Here is a 19147-nt window from a genome sequence, read left to right on the forward strand (position 1 = left end):
CGGTCCCCACTTTTTCGCATCCTGCTCTTAGGAACAAACCCTCCCCGCCAGGCGGGGAGGGTTCTTCATTACCGGTCGGAGTGTCGGTCCCTCCATGCAGAACTTCTTCCAGATCCTCGTCTCCGGCATTTCCGTCGGCATGATCTACGGCGTCATCGCCTTCGGCTACCAGCTCACCTTCGCCACCTCCAAGACGCTGAATTTCGGCCAGGGCGAGGCGCTGACATTGGGCGCGCTCGTCGGCCTGACCTGCGTGAATGTCCTGATCGGGCTGCATCTGGGCACGCTCGCGGCCTATCTCATCGCCCTGCCCTTCGTCTTCGCCTTCGGCCTCGCCCAGGGCGCGGTCGTCGAGCGGCTCGGCGTCAGGCAAGCCATGAAGACCAAGTCCGAGGCCGGCTGGATCATGGCGACGATCGCGCTCGGCATCATCTTCAAGAACATGGCCGAAAACATCTGGGGCAAGGACCCGCTGAAATTCCCCTCGCCCTTGAGCGAGGATCCGCTGACGATCGCGGGCGTCAATATCCGCCCGATGGAGATCGCGATCGTGCTCGGCGCGCTCGCGATGATGCTCGCCGTCGAGGCCTTCAACCGCCGCTCGATCTACGGCAAGGCGGTGGTGGCGACCTCGAACGACCGCGACGCAGCCGGCTTGATGGGCATCAATACGCCGCTCGTCATCACCTTCTCCTATGCGCTGTCCTCGCTCGCGGCGGCGCTGGCGGGCGTGCTGATCGCGCCGATCACGCTGACCGGCGCCAATATGGGCGCGGCTCTGGGCCTGAAGGCCTTCGCGGTCGCGATCATCGGCGGATTGTCGAGCGGGCTCGGCGTCGTCGTCGGCGGCCTGATCCTCGGCATCACGGAAAGCATGACCGGCTTCTATTTCGACACCGGCTACAAGGATGTTCCCGGGCTGATCCTGCTGCTGCTCGTCCTGTCGCTGAAGCCCGCCGGGCTCTTCGGCAAGACCGCGATCAAGAAGGTCTGAGCCCGCCATGAAGACGCTTCTCTTCATCGCTGGCGTCGTCGCGCTGTTCGCTCTGCCCTTCGTCGTGACCTCGTCCTACTACCTGCCCTTGATCACCACGATCGTGATCTATTCGATCCTGGTGCTCGGGCTCGACATCGTCTTCGGCTATACCGGCGAGGTCTCGATCGGCCATGCCGCGCTCTTCGGCGTCGGGGCCTATACGGCGGGCCTGCTGTCCATGCATTTCGGCCTGGGCTTCTGGTGGGCGCTGCCGGCCGGTATCGTGATCACGGCACTATTCGGGGCACTGCTCGCCTTGCCGGCGCTGAAGGTGACCGGGCCCTATCTCGCCATGGTGACGCTCGCCTTCGGAACGATCGTCGTCACCCTGATCAACGAGATGACCGATCTCGGCCCCTGGCTCAATCACCTAAACCTGACCAACGGCCCGCTCGGCATCGAATTGCGCACGCCGCTCTTCATCGATCTGCGCGACTATATCGACCTCTCGCTGAAGCGGTTGAGGGAGGTCGAGTACTATTACATCTCGGCCATCGCTCTGGTGCTGACGGTGGTGGTGATCAACCGCATCATCGCCTCCCGCTATGGCCGGGCTTTCGAGGCGCTGCGCGATTCACCGATCGCCTCGGACTGCATGGGTGTCAGCGTCTACAAGCACAAGGTCCTGGCCTTCGTCATCAGCGCCGGCTTCGCCGGGCTGGCTGGTGCGCTCTATGCCTATTTTCGGCAGTATATCGCGCCGGAAGCCTTCAACTTCGCCACCTCGATCGAATTCCTGCTCGCCGTCGCCATGGGCGGGCGCAAATCCAGGATGGGGCCGATCATCGGCTCGGCCATCGTCGTCTTCCTGCCCAATATCCTGGCCGATCTCGAATTGTTCCGGATCACCGCCGGGCTGATCGCGCTTGGTGCCGTCGCGGGCGGCTTTTACGCCTGGCGCAACGATCCGAGCCAGGCGCGCAGCATCGGCATCGCCGTGGCGCTCTGCGTGCTGTTCTTCGTGTTCTCGCTCTTCCTCGAGCGCATCGTCGACTACAAGCTCACCATCTACGGGCTGATGATCCTGTTCGTGGTCTATTACCTGCCCGACGGCATCATGGGCTTCGTACGGCAATTGCTCACGCGCCTGTCATTGCGGCGCGGCGGCCGCGCGCTGGTGGCCAGGGAAACCGGAAACGAAGCCCGGGTCTGGGGCGCCACCGCGACCAGCACGCCGCCTGGAGGCACCCTGCTCGATGCGCGGGCGGTGCTGATGCAGTTCGGCGGCCTGAAGGCGCTGAACGCCATCGACATGGCGGTGAAGCCCGGCACCATCCACGGGCTGATCGGCCCCAACGGCTCGGGCAAGAGCACGATGATGAACGTGCTCACCGGCATCTACACGCCGACCGGCGGCGAGATCCTCTTCGAAGGCAAGAGCCTGGTCGGCCGGAACTCGCCCGAGATCGCGGAGCAGGGCATCGCCCGCACCTTCCAGAACGTCCAGCTCTTCGGCGAGCTGACCTGCCTGGAGAACGTCATGGTCGGCCTGCATCACACCTATCGCAGCGGCCTCTTTGCCGTCGCCCTGGGATTGCCGCAGGCCCGCAAGGAAGAGAGCGCTGCGCGCGAACGCGCCGCCAGCATCCTGCAATTCGTCGGGCTCGACGCCCTGGCGAATGAGGAGGCGCGCAACCTACCCTATGGCAAGATGCGGCTGCTCGAGATCGGCCGCGCGCTGGCGCTCGACCCCAAACTCCTGCTGCTCGACGAGCCGGCCGCGGGGCTGACCGCGCCCGATATCAAGGAGCTCATCGAGATCATCCGCAAGATCAAGGCGCATGGCATCACCGTCGTCCTGATCGAGCATCACATGGATGTGGTGATGAGCATTTCCGACACGGTGACCGTGCTGGATTTCGGCCAGAAGATCGCCGAGGGCGTGCCCGCCCAGGTCCAGGCCGACCCGCGTGTGATCGAGGCCTATCTCGGCGGCAGCGCCGCCACGGCCCATTGAGGGGACGAGACCATGCTCCAGGTCCAGAATCTCGTCGCCGGCTATGGCAAGGTGCAGGTGCTGCACCAACTCTCGATCTCCGTGCCCAAGGGCCAGCTCGTCACGCTGATCGGCTCCAACGGTGCCGGCAAGACCACGACGCTGCGGGCGATCTCCGGCATGATCAAGCCCGATGCCGGCGAGATCCTGCTGGCCGGCCGCAACATCGCCGGCATGGCCTCGCATGAGATCACCAGGCTCGGCATGGCCCACTCGCCCGAAGGCCGACGGGTCTTCCCCGCCTTGAGCGTCGACGACAATCTCCAGCTTGGCGCCTTTCCGCGCCTGACCGGCGCGCGGCCCAAGGGCGATGTCGAGCAGGATCGCCAGCGCATGTTCGAGCTCTTTCCGCGCCTGAAGGAGCGCCGCGCCCAGCTCGCCGGCACGCTCTCGGGCGGCGAGCAGCAGATGCTGGCGATGGCGCGGGCGCTGATGCTGGGGCCAGAAGTGCTGCTGCTCGACGAACCCTCGATGGGGCTCGCGCCGCGCCTCGTCGAGGAGGTCTTCGCCACGATCGCGCGGCTGAAGGCGGCCAAGATCACCATGCTGCTGGTCGAGCAATTCGCCGCCGCCGCGCTGGATGTCGCCGATTACGGTTATGTGCTGGAAAACGGCCGCTTGGCCAGCTCCGGCGAAGCCACCAGCCTGAAGAACGATCCGGCGGTGCGTGCAGCCTATCTTGGCGGCAGCCATTAGGAGCGGCGGGGATACGGGGTCAGCGGAGACTATCCGCAAGCGGGCCGCGACAGGCAATTCGCCCGCACCGGACTCGAAGAAATCGGCAATCAGCTCATCGACTTGGCATGCCGGTTGCTAGCCTTCCGGAGATCTGCCGCGTCGCTTGAGGTTTCCGCGTTCGATGCTTGCGCCTGCCCCATCCGGAGCTGTCATCGCCCAGCCCCTGACGCTGGACGGCATCACGCATAGCTATGGCGCAGGTCTAGCGGTCGACAATGTCACGCTGGAGGTGAAGGGCGGCGAACTCGTCGCTCTGCTCGGGCCGTCGGGCTGCGGCAAGACCACCTTGCTGCGGATCGTCGCCGGCTTCATCGAGCAGAGCAACGGCAAGGTCATCATCGGCGACCGCTCGATCGATACGCTGCCGCCGAACCGCCGCGAGATCGGCATCGTCTTCCAGAATTATGCGCTGTTCCCGCATATGACCGTGGCGCAGAACATCGCCTATGGGCTCGCCGCGCGCGGCGAGAGCCGTAACGTGCAAGCCGAACGCGTGCGCGAAATGCTGGCGACGGTGCAGATGGCGGCCTTCGCCGAGCGCAAACCGCGCCAGCTCTCGGGTGGCCAGCAGCAGCGCGTGGCTCTGGCGCGCGCGCTCGCCATGCGGCCGCGCATCCTCCTGCTCGATGAGCCCTTCGCGGCGCTCGACAAGAACCTGCGGCTCGACATGCAAATCGAGATCAAGCGATTGCAGCGGCAATTCGCACTGACCGCGATCATGGTCACGCATGACCAGGACGAGGCGATGGCGATCGCCGACCGTATCGCAGTGATGAATGCCGGCCGGATCGAGCAGCTCGGCGCCCCGGTCGAGATTTACGACCAGCCGGCGAGCCTGTTCGTCAACAGCTTCATCGGCTCCAGCAATCTCGTGCCCGGCACGATCTCAGGCAAGGTCGAGGGCGGCTATGCGGTCGCGCTCGCCAATGGCGCGGCCTGGCAGGTGACGTCGCCGGCGCGGTTCTCGGCAGGGCAGCCGGTCATCGTCTCGGTCCGGCCCGAACAGATGCTACTGGCGGATGAGGCCTCCCCCGCGCGCTTTCCCGTGGCGCTCAAGCTCAGCCTGCCGATCGGCGGCGAGATGATCCACGACGTGACGGCAGCCGACGGCGCCTCGCTCAAGATCGCGATGCCGCGCCGCCCCGGCATGGTCGCGAGCACGGCGGCAAGCGCCTTCTGCGGGCTTGGCGAGCATGCCCGGCCTGTCCTGTTTCCCGCCTCGCCCTCCTGAAACGCCAACCTCGAACGCGGAGACCAAGCGCATGACCGTCACCACACGTCGCGAGCTTCTGGCTGGGGCTGCCGCGCTCGGCTTCGCCTCCGCCCTGCCCTTTCGCGCCAGCGCCGCCGGCAGCCTCACCGCCGCGATCTATCCCGGCACCTGGGAGGAGGCCTATCGCGGCGTACTGGCCCCGGCCTTGAAGAAGAGCGCCGATATCGACGTCGCCTTCGACTCGCTCTTCGCGGTCGACCAGGTCGCCAAGGTGCGCGCCGCGCGCGGCGTGCCGCCCTTCGACTGCTTCGTGCTCGACCCCGGCCCGGCCGCCTCGGCAATGCAGGCCGGCCTGTTCGAGCCGATCGACGCCAGCAAGCTCACCAACGCCGCCAAGGTCCCGGCCGGGCTGATCACTTCGCATGCGGTGACCTGCAACGCCCAGGTCGTCGGCATCGCCTACAACCCGAAGAAGTTCGCGACGCCGCCGAAGAGCTGGGCCGATCTGTTCAAATCACCTTATGTCGAGCGCCTCGGCCTGACCGGCTTCCAGACCACATTCGGCACGGTCTCGATCATCGAGATGGCCAAGGTCTTCGGCGGCTCCGAGACCAATGTCGAGCCGGTCTTCGCCGAGTTGAAGAAGGCGGTCGAGAAGGCCGCGGCCGTCGCGGCGCCCGCCGCGATGCCCGGCCTGTTCCAGCAGGGCCAGATCGACGTGATGTACACCAACACCAACACGGTCGCGATCCTCAAGGGGCGCGGCGTCAGCATCGAATTCGTCAAGCCCGAGACCGGTGCGATCACCTTCCAGACCACGCTGCATATCGTGAAGGGCGCCGACAACGTCGCCAGCGCCTATAAATACATGGACATGGCGATCTCGGCCGAGGTCCAAAGCGCGCTGCAGAAGCAGCCCTACAACATGATCCCGATCAACAAGGACGTGAAGCTGGTCGAGACGCTCGACATCAAGTCGGTGGACGAGCTGACCAAGATGGTCACGCATGACTGGACCAAGATCAACCCGCAGCGCGCCGCCTGGATCGAACGCTTCAACAAGGAGATCACCAAGTAGGGGGTAGCAGCCATGGCTGGAGCGGCAGTGGCAGGCGGCACGGCAGACAAGGTGGATTGGCGCCTCGCGGCGCCGCTCGGCCTGACCTATCTCGCCTTCTTCGCCGCGCCCTTCGCGATCCTGCTCGGCATCAGCTTCTATGCCGATGCCGAGCAGACGCGGCTGGGCCTCGACAGCTGGGCCAAATTCTACGGCGATGCCTTCTATCTGAAGGTGATCGTCGACACGCTGAAGCTCGGCGTCTTCGCGGTCACTGCGACGACCTTGCTCGCCTACCCGCTGGCGCTGCTGTTCCGGGCCGTGGGGCCGCGCGCACAACGCGTCCTGATCTTCATCATCCTGATGCCGCTCCTGACCTCGGTCGTGATCCGCACCTTCGCCTGGATCGTGATCCTGGCGCGGGAGGGCGTGGTCAACCAGACCCTGCTGGCTCTGGGCGTCACGGCTGCTCCGCTCAACCTGCTGCAGACCGAGCTCGGCCTGGTGATCGCGCTGACGCAGATCGAGATGCCCTTGATGCTGCTGCCCTTGCTCACCGTCATGAACCAGATGGACCAGAACCTGGTCGACGCCTCGCGCGCGCTCGGCGCCTCGAAATGGCGGACCTTCTTTCGCGTCATCCTGCCTTTAACCCTGCCGGGCTGGATCGCCGGCGCGACACTGGTCTTCGCCTCGGCGACGACGGCCTTCATCTCGCAATCGGTGATCGGCGGAGCGCGACTCGTCTACCTGCCGGCATTGATCTGGCAGCAATCCATGGTGGTCTATAACTGGCCGTTCGCCGCCGTCGCCTCGCTGACGCTGCTGTTCACCGTGCTTGCCGGCATCATGGCGCTGGGCTGGCTCGGCCGCTTCGCCAGGACGGGTTGAGGGCAAAGGCGATGCAGCGCTCGACCTTCAGCGACGTCACCTATGCATGGGCCATCGGCCTGCTCGCCGGCTTAGGCGTCCTGATCCTGATCGGGCCGGTGCTGATCGTGATCGCGACCTCCTTCACCACCTCGCAGACACTGCGCTTCCCGCCGCCCGAGCTCTCGCTACGCTGGTATCGCGACCTGTTCGATCCCGTGCGCTCGGCGCAGATCCACAGCGCCGCGCTGAACAGCGTCTGGGTCGCGGGGCTTGCGACCATCATCGGGGCGGTGATGTCGGTGCTGGCGGCCTTGGCGATCACGCGGGTGGCGCGGCCCTCGGCGCGCATCCTGGAGGCGAGCTTCCTCTCGCCATTGATCCTGCCGACGCTCTCCTATGGGCTGGCGGCCTTGATGTTCTTCTCGGTCATCGGCATCAGGCCCTCGCTCAACCTCCTGATCGCCGGCCATCTCGTGGTGATCGCGCCCTTCATCTTCCGCACCACGCTGGCGAGCCTGACGCAGCTCGACCCCGCTCTGCTGGAAGCCTCCGCCAATCTCGGCGCCAGCCGGTTCTTCGGCTTCCGCCGCATCACCTTGCCATTGATCGCGCCGGGCATAGCGGCCGGCTGCTTCCTCGCCTTCATCTCCTCGATGGATAATGTGCCGGTTTCGCTCTTCCTGTCGAACGCGCGCACCGGCATGCTGCCGATCCGGATGTGGGGCATGATGGAATCGACGCTGGACGTGCGCATCGCCGCGATCGCTGGCGTTCTGATCCTGGCGACGCTGATCCTGATGATCGTGATGGACCGCTTGACCGGGCTGACGAAACGCATCAGCGGATGACGAGTGGAGACTGGCCTTGACCTATGACCGCGACCTGATCGGCTACGGCGCCAACCCTCCCGACCCCAAATGGCCGGGCGGCGCGCGCATCGCCATCAACTTCGTGATGAATTACGAGGAGGGCTCGGAACCCTCGATGCAGGATGGCGAGGGCTATACCGAGACCGCCCTGACCGAATCGAGCAGCCTCAGCATGGCGGTGAAGGGGCGCGATCTCGCCGGCGAAGGCATGTTCGCCTATGGCAGCCGCGTCGGCTTCTGGCGCTTGATGCGGCTCTTCCAGGAGCGCGGCCTGCCTTTGACCGTGTTCGGCTGCGCGCTCGCTATCGAGCGCAACCCGGAGGCCGCGGCCGCGATCCGGAGCTCGGGCTTCGACGTCTGCTGCCATGGCTGGCGCTGGATCAAGCACTACGAACTCAGCGAGGAGGAGGAGCGCGAGCATATCGCCAAGGCGATCGCCTCGCTCGAAGCCACGATCGGCGAGCGCCCGCTCGGCTGGTATTGCCGCTATGGGCCGAGCGTGAACACGCGCAGGCTCGTGGTCGAGGACGGCGGCTTCCTCTACGATTCCGATGCCTATGACGACGAATTGCCCTATTGGAAGGTCGTCGACCGCAAGCCGCATCTCGTCGTGCCCTATTCGCTCGCCAATAATGACGGCAAGTTCGGCTCGGGCTACTTCGCGACCTCGTCCGACTATTTCGACTGGCACAAGGACGCCTTCGACATGCTCTATGCCGAAGGCGCGACGCAGCCCAAGATGATGTCGGTGGGCCTGCATATGCGCCTGATCGGCCATCCCGCCCGGGCGGCAGGGCTCGCGCGCTTCCTCGACTATGTCCAGGGCCATGAAGATGTCTGGATCACTGGCCGTCTCGACATTGCCAAGCATTGGGTGAAGACGCATCCCTTTGCCGGCACCCTCGCCTGAAGGACCCTATCTTGACCTCGCATGATCTGATCGTCGCGCTCGGCGACACGCACTACCGCGTCGAACGGCCCTTCGGCTCCTGGCCGCAGAACACCGGCTTCGTCACCGACGTCACGGTCGATTCCCGAGGCCATGTCTTCGTGATGCTGCGGCACGACCCGCTGGTGCACCCCAATGATCCCCGCGTGATCGAACTGGCATCCGACGGGACCTATCTCGGCGGCTGGGGCGGCGATCTGATCGCGGATTCCCATATGCTGACGGCGGATGCCACTGGGCGCATCCTCTGCGTCGATCGCGACATGCACGAGATCATCATCTGCTCGGCCAAGGGCGAGCGGATCAGCGGGCTGGGCCAACGCGGCCAGCCGCTCGCGCCCTTCAACCACCCCACCGACATCCATGTCTCGGCCTGGGGCGAGATCTATGTCGCGGACGGCTATGCGGCGAGCCGGGTGCATCGCTTCTCGGCTTATGGCGTTCATATCCAGAGCTGGGGCGAGCATGGCGACGGCGACGGCCAGTTCGGCTGGCCGCACGCGATCTGGACACATGCCGATGGTCGCGTGCTGGTCGTCGACCGTACGCATGACCGCGTCCAGATCTTCGACCGCAACGGCAACCATCTCGGGAACTGGACCCATTTCCGCGACCCCGTGGCGATCTGGGGCGACGAGGACGGCAACAGCTATGTGACCGATACCCAGCCGACCCTTCAGAAAATCGGCCCCAAGGGCGAGAAGCTCGGCCGCTGCCGCCCGTTCCTGAACGGCGCGCATGGCATCTTCGGCACGCCCGAGGGCGATATTCTGTTGGCCGAGAGCAGCCCCAGCCGCCTCACGCGGTTGCGGCGGCTTTGACGATCGCGCCGATCTGCGCGGCTTGAACAGGATGGCGCGGAGGGGCCGGCCCTCGTGATCAGCGTGGCAGCGGAGGCACCGCTGCGCTGAAGGCGCGGGCGATCTCCGTGCGGGTCGCGATCCAGATTGTCCCGCGCCGCCCGGCCAGCAGATGCAGGATGTCGCGGAAGGCGGCGAAGCGCGCCGGGCGCCCGACGATGCGCAGATGGAAGCCGATGTTCAAAAGCCGCGGCAGGCCGCGCGCCGCCTCGTCCTCCAGAACGCCAAGCGCATCCTCGACATAATCGACCATCTCGCGGGCACGGACGAAGCCGTTGGGATGGAAGAACTTCATGTCGTTGCTGTCGAGCGCATAAGGCACGACCAGCAAGGGGCCGCTCGCCGGCGAGCGATCCCAGTAAGGCAGATCGTCGTCAAAACCGTTCGAGGTGTAGAGGAAGCCGCGCTGCGCCAGCAATTCGCGCGTCCAGGGGCTTTCGCCGCCCCTGCAGAAAAAACCCAGCGGCCGCTGCCCGGTCGCGGTCGTGATCGCCTCGACGCAGCGCTCGATATCGGCCGCTTCGCGTTCGGGATCGTCGTAATCGGCATGCGGCCGCCAGCGCCAGCCATGGACGGCCGGTTCATGGCCGCGCGCGACGATCGTCTGCGCCAGCCCCGGCAGGCGCTCGACCGCACGACCGCAGAACAGGAAGGTTGATCGGATCGCGCTTTCATCTAGCGCAGCGAGCATGCGCCAGAGCCCGGCGCGCGTGCCGTAGCCGAAGATCTGCTCCTGGCCCTGGTCGCGCTTGCCGGGTGGAACGACGCTGATCACCTCGCCCATGGTCTCCGAGCGTTGATCGCCGTCGCCGACCTGGAGCTCGGCGCCTTCCTCGAAATTGACCACGACGGAGACGGCGAGGCGCGCGCCGTTGGGCCAAGTGAAATCAGGCCAGACGCCGCCATAGCCGAGGAGATCGCGTTCGCTCATGACGGCAAACCTAGCTGCGACCGGCGCCGCGGCCAATCACGCGCAATGCGTTTTCGCCCGCCATCATGATTGCGAGAGCACAGCTCAGATCTCGGCCGCATCCAGCCGCCGGTACAATGGCAGTGCGAGCGGCGCGATCCGGCGCACGATGCTGCGGAAGGGCTGCCGCCTTGGCTCCGACAGGGGCAGGCCCAGCGTCTCGATCGCCACGCCTTGCGTCGCCCGGGCGAGTTCGCGCCCAAGCGAGATCGACAGCGCCACTGCGCGGCCGTTGCAGCCGACCCAGCCGAAGCCGTCCGGCCCCAAGCGATGGATGCGCGGAAAACCCGGCACCTGCGGCGTCAACAGATTGTCCGGCGTCATGCCGACATAGCCCGACCAGACATAGTCGAACTCGACATCGCCGAGCTGCGGCCAGAGCCGCTTCAGGCGCTCCGCCACAGCCGGCCGCAGATTGGTGCCGCCGGCTCCGGGAAAGACCGCCGCGCCACCGGTGACCAGGCGATTGCGGGCGTCCCAGCGCGCGAAATAGAGCTCGCGATGGGTGTCCGACATGGCCTGCCGGCCTGGGATGACGGTCTTGGCGATGTTGTCGCTGAGCGGCTTGGTCGCCATCTGCCAGGACAGGACGGGGATGACCTCATTGGCGATCCCGGGTGCGAGGCCTGACTCGAACTCGCCGGTATAGGCGTTGGTCGCCAGCACCAGCGCTGGTGCCGTGACGGAGCCCCGCGCGGTCTTCACGCTCCAGCGGCCGTTCTCATGCGCCATCGCGGTCGCGGGAGAGCGGGCATGGATGACCGCGCCGAGCTTCAGCGCGACCTCGGCGAGACCACGGGTGAGCGCGAGCGGATTGATATGGCCGCCGGTCGGGTTCCAGAAGCCGCCGAACCAGGCCTGTGACCCCAGCATCTCGGCGGTCGCGGCGCGATCGAGAAGCGCGACCGGCGCTCCGATCGCGGACCACTCCCTGACCCGCTTCTCGGCGAGCTTGAACCGGCCGGGCGAATGCACCGGCTGCACCCAGCCGGCCTGCTCGGCCTCGGCGGGGATGTCGTATTTGCCGATGAGGTCGAACAGGTACTGGGCGCTGTCGCGCAGCATCGCGTTGAAGCGCTCGCCTGCCGCGCCATGGCGCTTGACCATGGCGGAGGGGTCATGGCCGGCAAGCGTCGGGATGACCTGGCCGTTATTGCGCCCCGAAGCGCCCCAGCCGGGCTCGGCGGCTTCCAGAACTGTGACGCTGACTCCGCTCTCGCGCAGATGGATCGCGGTCGAGAGGCCGGTGAAGCCGGCTCCGATGACCACGACATCAGTGACGACATCCCCTTCCAGCGCGGCGAGGACCGGGCCAGGCTGGGCGGTCGCGGTCCAAAGCGAGGGCGGCCAGGTGACGGAAGAGGAGGCTGTCATGGGGTGGGTCTCGTCAGGCGAAGACGAAGGCGCAGCGTGGTGCGCTTTCGGGTGAAGAGCGCCATCCTCGCCTCGCTTTGTCCCTGCCGCAAGTCGGCGCCTTCCCCCAAGACGGCCAGGGCGAGATGTATTTGCTATAAATCAACTGGAAAAGAGAATTAACTCATCGTTCTTTTGCGTTTTCTTTCCTTCTGTTGAAAGTTTCATCTTCGAAACGCTATGTGTGCAGCGCAGCGCGATCTGCCGGAAACGCTTTGGCGCGCCGGTTGCGCGGCCGGGCCGGTTCGGCTGAACTCGGCGCCTGCTGGCTTTGGATTCAAGGGGGCGTCATGCCACTCAAGCATGTTCTCGGTATCGACCACGTCATGGTTACGGTGCGCGATCTCGATGCGTCGGCCGCCGCCTGGAAGCGCCTGGGGTTCACGGTCTCGCCGCGCGGCACGCATTCGCCGCATCTCGGTTCCGGCAACTACACGATCATGTTCGGCGAGGATTATATCGAATTGCTCGGCATTCTCACCGAGACCGAGCACAACAAGCCGATGCGGGATTTCCTCAGAACCCGCGAGGGCGTGGAGCGCGTCGCCTTCACGACCGACGATGCCGCCGCCGGCGTCGCCGAATTGCAGGCGCGCGGTATCGCCGCGGACGGGCCAGTGCATTTCGGCCGACCGGTCGAATTACCCGGCGGACGTGTCGGCGAGGCCAAATTCAACGTCTTTCGCTGGCCGCTGGACGAGAATCCGGGCGGCCTGCGGATTTTCGCCTGCCAGCACCTGACGCGCGAGACGGTCTGGGTCCCGGAGTGGCAGAGCCACGCCAATGGCGCGACCCGCATCCGGCTGGTTGAAGTTCTCACCGCCGATCCCAAGGCGGCGGCCGCGCATCTGAGCCGGCTGATCGACGAGCCCGCCTCTGAAGTCGAGGGCGGGTGGCAAGTGCCCTCCGGCGGCAAACGCGCCGATGTGCTCTTCTCCGAGGCTGCCGCCTTCGCCCGGCGCTACCCGCAGGCGGCGCGCACTGGGGCTCCGCCCGAGGGGCTGGCTGCGGTCGTGCTGGAAAGCGTCGATATCGAGCTTACAAAGGCCGCGCTCGGCGCAGAGGCGCTCGCCCATGACGGCGCCGTCAGCGTGCCGGCGAGCGCCGCCAACGGCATCGTCGTGAGTTTCGTACCCCAGTAGAGCGCGCCTTCTTTTTGGGCGGCGCCGTTGTTGACGGGCGCCGCCATGGCTCGCATCGTTTCCCTTACGTGATCGCAGGACCAAGGATTTCCGTCATGGACATGACCCGCCGCGCCGCGCTTTTGACCAGCGCCGCCATTGCCGCGAACGTGCTGAACCCGATGCGCCCCTTCGCGCAGGCGACGCCACGCAAGGGCGGGGTCTTCACGGTGCATTACGGCGCGGAGCAGCGCCAGCTGAACCCGAGCCTGCAGGCCTCGACCGGCGTCTACATCATCGGCGGCAAGATCCAGGAGCAATTGGTCGATCTCGACGCGGCCGGCCAGCCGGTCGGCGTGCTGGCCGAGAGCTGGGAGGCCGCGCCCGACGGCAAGACCATCACCTTCAAACTGCGCAAGGGCGTGAGCTGGCATGACGGCAAGCCCTTCACCTCGGCGGATGTGCAGTTCACCGCCATGGAGATGTGGAAGAAGATCCTGAATTACGGCACGACGCTGCAGCTCTTCCTCACCGCCGTCGATACGCCCGACCCGCTGACCGCCGTGTTCCGCTATGAGCGGCCGATGCCGCTTGCCCTGCTGCTGCGGGCGCTGCCCGATCTCGGCTACATCTCGCCGCGTCATCTCTATGAGGGCAAGGGCGATATCCGGCAGAACCCGGTCAATCTCGCGCCGATCGGAACCGGCCCGTTCAAATTCGTGACCTATGAGCGCGGCCAGCACGTCATCGCCGACCGCAACGCCGACTACTGGCGGCCGAACGCGCCCTATCTCGACCGCATCGTCTGGCGCGTCGTCACCGATCGCGCCGCAGCGGCCGCCCAGATGGAAGCCGGCCAGATCCATTACAGCCCGTTCTCAGGCCTGACGATCTCGGACTCCGCCCGCCTCGCCAAGGATCCGCGCTTCATCGTCTCGACCAAGGGCAATGAAGGCAATGCCCGTACCAACACGGTGGAGTTCAACTTCCGCCGCAAGGAGCTCGCCGATATCCGCGTCCGCCAGGCGATCGCGCATGCGCTCGACATCCCCTTCTTCATCGAGAATTTTCTGGGCGATTTCGCCAAGCGCGGCACCGGACCGGTGCCCTCGGTCTCGACCGATTTCTACCCGACCGATAACGGACCGCAGTACCCGTTCGACAAGAAGCTTGCAGCCAAGCTCCTCGACGAGGCCGGCTTCAAGGCTGGCACTGGGGGCACGCGCTTCTCGCTGCGGCTGCTGCCCGCGCCCTGGGGCGAGGACATCTCGCTCTTCGCTACCTTCATCCAGCAGTCGCTCTCCGAGATCGGCATCAAGGTCGAGGTCGTGCGCACCGATGGCGGCGGCTTCCTGAAGCAGGTCTATGACGACCACGCCTTCGACCTCGCCACCGGCTGGCACCAGTACCGCAACGACCCCGCCGTCTCGACGACGGTGTGGTATCGCTCCGGCCAGCCCAAGGGCGCGCCCTGGACCAACCAATGGGACTGGACCGACCCGACCATCGACAAGATCATCGACGATGCCGCCACCGAGGTCGATGTCGCCAAGCGCAAGGCGCTCTATGGCGATTTCGTGCGCCGGGCCAATACCGAAATCCCGATCTGGACGCCGATCGAACAGATCTTCCTGACCGTGATCAACGCCAAGGCCCGCAACCACTCCAACACGCCGCGCTGGGGCTCCAGCTCCTGGCATGATTTGTGGTTGGCGGAGTGAGCGCCTCAACCACCGAACCCGTCGCTTCCGGCCGATTTCCATGCGCGTTCTCGTTCTAGCGGGGCGGCGGCTCGCCGCCTCGATTCCGACGCTGGTCCTGATCCTGATCGGCGTGTTCCTGCTGCTGCAATTCGCACCGGGCGACACGGTCGATGCGATGATGGCGCAGATGGGCGGCGGCGATGCGGCGACCGCGCGCGAGCTGCGCCGGTTCTATGGCCTGGACCTCTCGGTCTGGGCCCAGCTCGGCAATTATCTCTGGCGATTGGTCCGGTTCGATCTCGGCTTCTCCGCCATTTACGGCAAGCCGGTCGCGACCGTGATCGCGGAGCGGCTGCCGGCGACGATCCTGCTGATGACCGCCTCGCTCTCGCTCGCCTTCTTCTTCGGGCTGATCCTGGGCGTCGTCGCCGCGCGCGGCGTCAACCGCTGGCCGGACACGCTGATCTCGACGCTCGGCCTCGTCTTCTATGCGATGCCGACCTTCTGGTTCGGGTTGATGGCGATCGTTGTCTTCGCGATCTACCTGCAATGGCTGCCGGCGGGCGGATTCGAGGACATCACGATCGCCCATACCGGTCTGTCGCGCACATTCGATATCGCGCAGCATCTCGTCCTGCCGACGCTGACGCTCGGCCTGTTCTACATGGCGATCTATCTGCGCATCATGCGCGGCTCGATGCTGGAGGTGCTGAACCTCGATTTCGTACGTACGGCCCGTGCCAAGGGCATGGATGAGACGCGGGTCGTGGTGCGCCATGTCCTGCGCAATGCGCTCCTGCCGATGGTGACGCTGATCGGCCTGCAGGCCGGCACGATGCTGGGCGGTTCGGTCGTGGTCGAGAGCGTGTTCTCGCTGCCGGGCTTGGGCCGTCTCGCCTACGAATCCGTCGTCCAGCGCGACCTCAACACCTTGCTCGGCATCGTCTTCGTCTCGGCGCTGCTGGTGATCGCGGTCAATTTCATCGTCGACCTGCTCTATGCCCGGCTCGACCCGCGCATCACCACGGGGGCCTGAGGCGATGGCGCTGGTGAAGCTCTATGTCCGCAGCCCCTCGGCCATCATCGGCCTGTTGCTGCTATTTGCCGTGCTCGCCATGGCCGCCAGCGCGGGCTGGCTCTATCCCAAGGATCCGCTGGCGCTCGCCGGGCGGCCCCTGGTCTGGCCGTTCAGCAATCCGCGCTTCCTGCTCGGCACCGACAATTCCGGCCGCGACATCGCCGCCCAGATCTTCCACGGCGCGCGCATCTCGCTCCTGATCGGCGTGGTGGCGACGGTGATCTCGATCATGATCGGCATCACCATCGGCGCCTTCGCCGGCTATTATGGCGGCTGGGTCGACACTGCGCTGATGCGCGTCACCGAAGCCTTCCAGACGCTGCCGAACTTCCTGCTGCTGCTGGTGCTGGTCGCGGTCTTCGGCTCGACCATCACCACGGTGACGGTCGCGATCGGCATCGTCTCCTGGCCGGCCTCGGCGCGGTTGACGCGCGCCGAATTCCTGTCGCTACGCAATCGCGAATTCGTCCAGGCCGGGCGCACGCTCGGCCTCAAGGACGCCAAGCTGATCTTCGGCGAGATCCTGCCAAACGCCCTGCCCCCGGTCATCGTCTATGCCAGCGTGGTGATGGCGGTCGCGATCCTGCTGGAGAGCGCGCTCGCCTTCCTCAAGCTCTCGGACCCCAACGTCGCCTCCTGGGGCAATCTGATCGGCGCCGGCCGCGATGTGCTGCGGGTGCAATGGTATGTCTCGGCCATTCCCGGCATCGCGATCCTCGTCACCGTGCTCGCCGTCTCGCTGGTCGGCCAGGGGCTCAACGACGCGCTCAACCCGAGGCTCAGAGGCCGATGAGCCCGATCCTCGTTCTCGACGCCGTCAGCGTGAAGCTGCCGAAGGGTGCGGACCGCTCGCACGCTATGAGCGATGTGACGCTTTCGGTCGCCGCGAATGAAATCCTCTGCGTCGTCGGCGAATCCGGCTCCGGCAAATCGATGACCGCCAATGCGATCATGCGGCTGCTGCCGGGCGGGGTCGAAATCGACGGCGGGCGCATCCTGTTCGAGGGACACGACCTCGCCGGCGTCAGCGAAGCGCAGATGCGCCGGGTGCGCGGCGCCGGCATCGCGATGATCTTCCAGGAACCGATGACGGCGCTGAACCCACTGCGCTCGATCGGCGACCAGATCGGCGAGATGTTCGAGATCCACACGGAGCTCTCGAAAGCCGAGATCGGCGCGCGCGTGCTGGCGCTTCTCGAAGAGGTGCGCATTCCCGATCCCGTGCTCGCCGCAAAAGCGTATCCGCACGAACTCTCCGGCGGCCAGCGTCAGCGCGCCATGATCGCGATGGCGCTGGCGCTCGATCCGAAAGTGCTGATCGCCGACGAACCGACAACGGCGCTCGACGTGACGACGCAGGCGCAGATCCTCGAACTGATCCGCGACCTGCAGAAGCGCAAGGGCACGGCCGTGCTGTTCATCACCCATGATTTCGGCGTCGTCGCCGAGATCGCCGACCGGGTCGCGGTGATGAGCCAGGGCCGCGTCGTCGAGCAGGGCAGCGTCGGCGACGTGCTGGAGAACCCGCAGCACGCCTATACCAGGCAGCTCATCGCGGCCGTGCCGCCGCTGAAGGCGCCGCCGCCGCGCGCGCTTTCGGCCGAGCCGATCCTGAGCATGGAGCATGTCTCCAAGACCTACCGCACCGGCGGCTTCCTCGGGCGCGGGCAGCGCGTGACCCATGCGGTCAGGGATGTCTCGCTGGTGCTGCCCAAGGGCGGTACGCTCGGCATCGTCGGCGAGTCCGGCTCCGGCAAATCGACGCTTGCGCGCTGCCTCGTCCGCCTGATCGATCCGGAAAGTGGCGAGATCCGCCTGAACGGCCGCGATCTCGCTTGCCTGACCCGCGAGGAGATGCGGGCGGAGACCCGCCATATCCAGATGGTCTTCCAGGACCCCTTCGCCTCGCTCAATCCGCGCCGCAAGGCTGGCGAACTGGTGGCGCAGGGGCTGATCGTGCATGGCACGCCGCGCGCGCAGGCTCTGATCCGCGCCAGGGAGCTCTTCGCGCTGGTCGGGCTCGACCCGTCAGCGACCGACCGCTATCCGCACGAATTCTCCGGCGGCCAGCGCCAGAGGATCGGCCTTGCGCGTGCCCTGGCGCTGGAGCCGGATGTGCTGGTGGCGGACGAGCCCGTCTCGGCGCTCGACGTTTCCGTCCAGGCGCAGGTTCTGAAGCTGCTCGCCGAATTACGCCAGCGGCTTGGCCTGTCGATCGTCTTCATCACCCATGATTTGCGCGTCGCGGCGCAGGTCTGCGATCTCGTCGCGGTGATGAAGAGCGGCGAGGTGGTCGAGGCCGGCTCTATCGGAGACGTCTTCGGCAACCCGCAGCATGCCTATACGCGGGCGCTGCTCGCCTCGATTCCCGGCCGCGACTTCGGATTGAAGCGCGAGGCCGTGACGGCATAAGATCAAAGCTTCGCCGCGATCGCGAGCGTCTCATAGCCCGCGGAAGACCGGCTCGCGCTTGCCGAGAAAGGCCGCGACGCCCTCGCGGAAATCCTGCGTCCGCGTCGCCTCCAGAAAGCGCCGGCGCTCGTTCTCCAAATGCGCCTCCAATGGCGTGGCGAGCGCATCGTCGATCAGGCGCTTGAAGCTGCCATAGGCTGCCGTTGGGCCCGCTGCGATGCGCGCGGCGATCTCGCCTGCGCGGCTTTCGAGCTCGGCTTGCGGCACGACCTCGGCGACGATGCCGGCTGCGAGCGCGGCCTGTGCATCGAGAACCTGCCCGAGCAGCATCATGGCGAAGGCGCGTCCGCGCTCGACCTTGCGCGGCAGGAACCAGGTGCCGCCGCAATCGGGCGGCGCGCCGATGCGGTCATAGGCGATGACGAAGCGGGCCTTGTCGCTTGCCAGCAGGATGTCGGCGCTGAGCGCAATGCTCAGACCGGCACCGGCTGCCGGCCCCTGCACGACGGCAAGGACAGGCGCGGGGCAGGCGCGCAAGGCGAGGATCGCAGGGTGGAGCGCTCCGAGCAGCGCATCGACGACCTCAGCCGGTTCGTCGCCGAAACTCGCGACATCGCCGCCGGCCACGAAAGCGCGCCCTGCGCCGGCGAGCACGATGCAGCGCAAGCCCGCATGCGCGACGACGTTTGAGACAGCCTCCCGAAAGGCCGTCGCGGTCGCGACATCGATCGCGTTCAGCACATCGGGACGGTTGAAGGTGATGCGGGCGATGCCGCTTGCCGCATCGAATGTCCCCGTGACCAGTGCATCAGCCATGAGAGACTTTCCTTCCTGCATTCGCCACTTCGCTTGAAAACGC

The 19147-nt window shown here is 66.1% G+C and carries 17 protein-coding genes; 14 read left to right on the plus strand and 3 right to left on the minus strand.

From position 1 onward, the window contains the following. The first annotated feature begins 94 nt into the window (after positions 1–94). The 9 genes from ACSQ3P_RS12665 (at position 95) to ACSQ3P_RS12705 (ending at position 9552) form a co-directional block, all read left to right on the plus strand. The gene (locus tag ACSQ3P_RS12665) at positions 95–994 is read left to right on the plus strand and encodes a branched-chain amino acid ABC transporter permease (RefSeq protein WP_069689558.1); all 900 of its coding nucleotides are present in this window, start codon (positions 95–97) and stop codon (positions 992–994) included. Positions 995–1001: 7 nt separating this feature from the next. After that, a complete protein-coding gene (locus tag ACSQ3P_RS12670) occupies positions 1002–2993 on the plus strand; it encodes a branched-chain amino acid ABC transporter ATP-binding protein/permease (RefSeq protein ID WP_436165900.1) in 1992 nt (663 codons plus the stop codon). 12 nt (positions 2994–3005) lie between these two features. After that, a complete protein-coding gene (locus ACSQ3P_RS12675; protein ID WP_436165901.1) occupies positions 3006–3728 on the plus strand; it encodes an ABC transporter ATP-binding protein in 723 nt (240 codons plus the stop codon). Positions 3729–3891: 163 nt separating this feature from the next. Further along, entirely contained in the window at positions 3892–5001 is a 1110-nt protein-coding gene (locus tag ACSQ3P_RS12680) for an ABC transporter ATP-binding protein (RefSeq protein ID WP_436165902.1), read from the plus strand. 31 nt (positions 5002–5032) lie between these two features. Next, the gene (locus ACSQ3P_RS12685) at positions 5033–6061 is read left to right on the plus strand and encodes an extracellular solute-binding protein (protein WP_436165903.1); all 1029 of its coding nucleotides are present in this window, start codon (positions 5033–5035) and stop codon (positions 6059–6061) included. Between the two features lie 12 nt (positions 6062–6073). After that, on the plus strand, positions 6074–6931 hold the full coding sequence (locus ACSQ3P_RS12690; protein WP_436165904.1) for an ABC transporter permease: 858 nt from the start codon (positions 6074–6076) through the stop codon (positions 6929–6931). Positions 6932–6942: 11 nt separating this feature from the next. Then, positions 6943–7761 carry an ABC transporter permease gene (locus ACSQ3P_RS12695; protein ID WP_436165905.1) on the plus strand — a complete coding sequence of 273 codons (819 nt, stop codon included), beginning with the start codon at positions 6943–6945 and terminating at the stop codon, positions 7759–7761. 16 nt (positions 7762–7777) lie between these two features. Further along, positions 7778–8692 (plus strand): polysaccharide deacetylase family protein, encoded by a 915-nt coding sequence (locus ACSQ3P_RS12700; RefSeq protein WP_311911716.1) that lies wholly within the window; start codon positions 7778–7780, stop codon positions 8690–8692. Between the two features lie 11 nt (positions 8693–8703). After that, positions 8704–9552: a hypothetical protein gene (locus ACSQ3P_RS12705; protein ID WP_436165906.1), complete on the plus strand. Its 849-nt coding sequence runs from the start codon at positions 8704–8706 to the stop codon at positions 9550–9552. A 58-nt stretch (positions 9553–9610) separates the two neighbouring features. Here ACSQ3P_RS12705 and ACSQ3P_RS12710 read toward each other — a convergent pair whose 3' ends face one another. Both ACSQ3P_RS12710 and ACSQ3P_RS12715 read right to left on the minus strand, forming a co-directional pair. After that, on the minus strand, positions 9611–10522 hold the full coding sequence (locus ACSQ3P_RS12710) for a polysaccharide deacetylase family protein (RefSeq protein ID WP_436165907.1): 912 nt from the start codon (positions 10520–10522) through the stop codon (positions 9611–9613). 84 nt (positions 10523–10606) lie between these two features. Next, the gene (locus ACSQ3P_RS12715; protein WP_436165908.1) at positions 10607–11935 is read right to left on the minus strand and encodes an NAD(P)/FAD-dependent oxidoreductase; all 1329 of its coding nucleotides are present in this window, start codon (positions 11933–11935) and stop codon (positions 10607–10609) included. 329 nt (positions 11936–12264) lie between these two features. On the opposite strand from ACSQ3P_RS12715, the gene ACSQ3P_RS12720 reads away from it, so the two are divergent. The 5 genes from ACSQ3P_RS12720 to ACSQ3P_RS12740 all read left to right on the plus strand — a co-directional run bounded on the left by ACSQ3P_RS12720 (position 12265) and on the right by ACSQ3P_RS12740 (position 18288). Beyond that, the gene (locus ACSQ3P_RS12720) at positions 12265–13116 is read left to right on the plus strand and encodes a VOC family protein (protein WP_436165909.1); all 852 of its coding nucleotides are present in this window, start codon (positions 12265–12267) and stop codon (positions 13114–13116) included. 95 nt (positions 13117–13211) lie between these two features. Further along, positions 13212–14816 (plus strand): ABC transporter substrate-binding protein, encoded by a 1605-nt coding sequence (locus tag ACSQ3P_RS12725; protein WP_436165910.1) that lies wholly within the window; start codon positions 13212–13214, stop codon positions 14814–14816. A gap of 40 nt (positions 14817–14856) precedes the next feature. Next, positions 14857–15834 carry an ABC transporter permease gene (locus ACSQ3P_RS12730; RefSeq protein ID WP_436165911.1) on the plus strand — a complete coding sequence of 326 codons (978 nt, stop codon included), beginning with the start codon at positions 14857–14859 and terminating at the stop codon, positions 15832–15834. Between the two features lie 4 nt (positions 15835–15838). Then, a complete protein-coding gene (locus tag ACSQ3P_RS12735; protein WP_436165912.1) occupies positions 15839–16669 on the plus strand; it encodes an ABC transporter permease in 831 nt (276 codons plus the stop codon). Further along, positions 16666–18288: an ABC transporter ATP-binding protein gene (locus ACSQ3P_RS12740; protein ID WP_436165913.1), complete on the plus strand. Its 1623-nt coding sequence runs from the start codon at positions 16666–16668 to the stop codon at positions 18286–18288. Before ACSQ3P_RS12735 ends, ACSQ3P_RS12740 begins: the two co-directional genes overlap by 4 nt. A 30-nt stretch (positions 18289–18318) precedes the next feature. On the opposite strand, the gene ACSQ3P_RS12745 is transcribed toward ACSQ3P_RS12740, so the two are convergent. Continuing rightward, positions 18319–19104: an enoyl-CoA hydratase/isomerase family protein gene (locus ACSQ3P_RS12745; RefSeq protein ID WP_436165914.1), complete on the minus strand. Its 786-nt coding sequence runs from the start codon at positions 19102–19104 to the stop codon at positions 18319–18321. Positions 19105–19147 lie beyond the last annotated feature (43 nt).

This window comes from Allobosea sp. LjRoot9 (assembly GCF_964252745.1).
Lineage (GTDB): Bacteria > Pseudomonadota > Alphaproteobacteria > Rhizobiales > Beijerinckiaceae > Allobosea.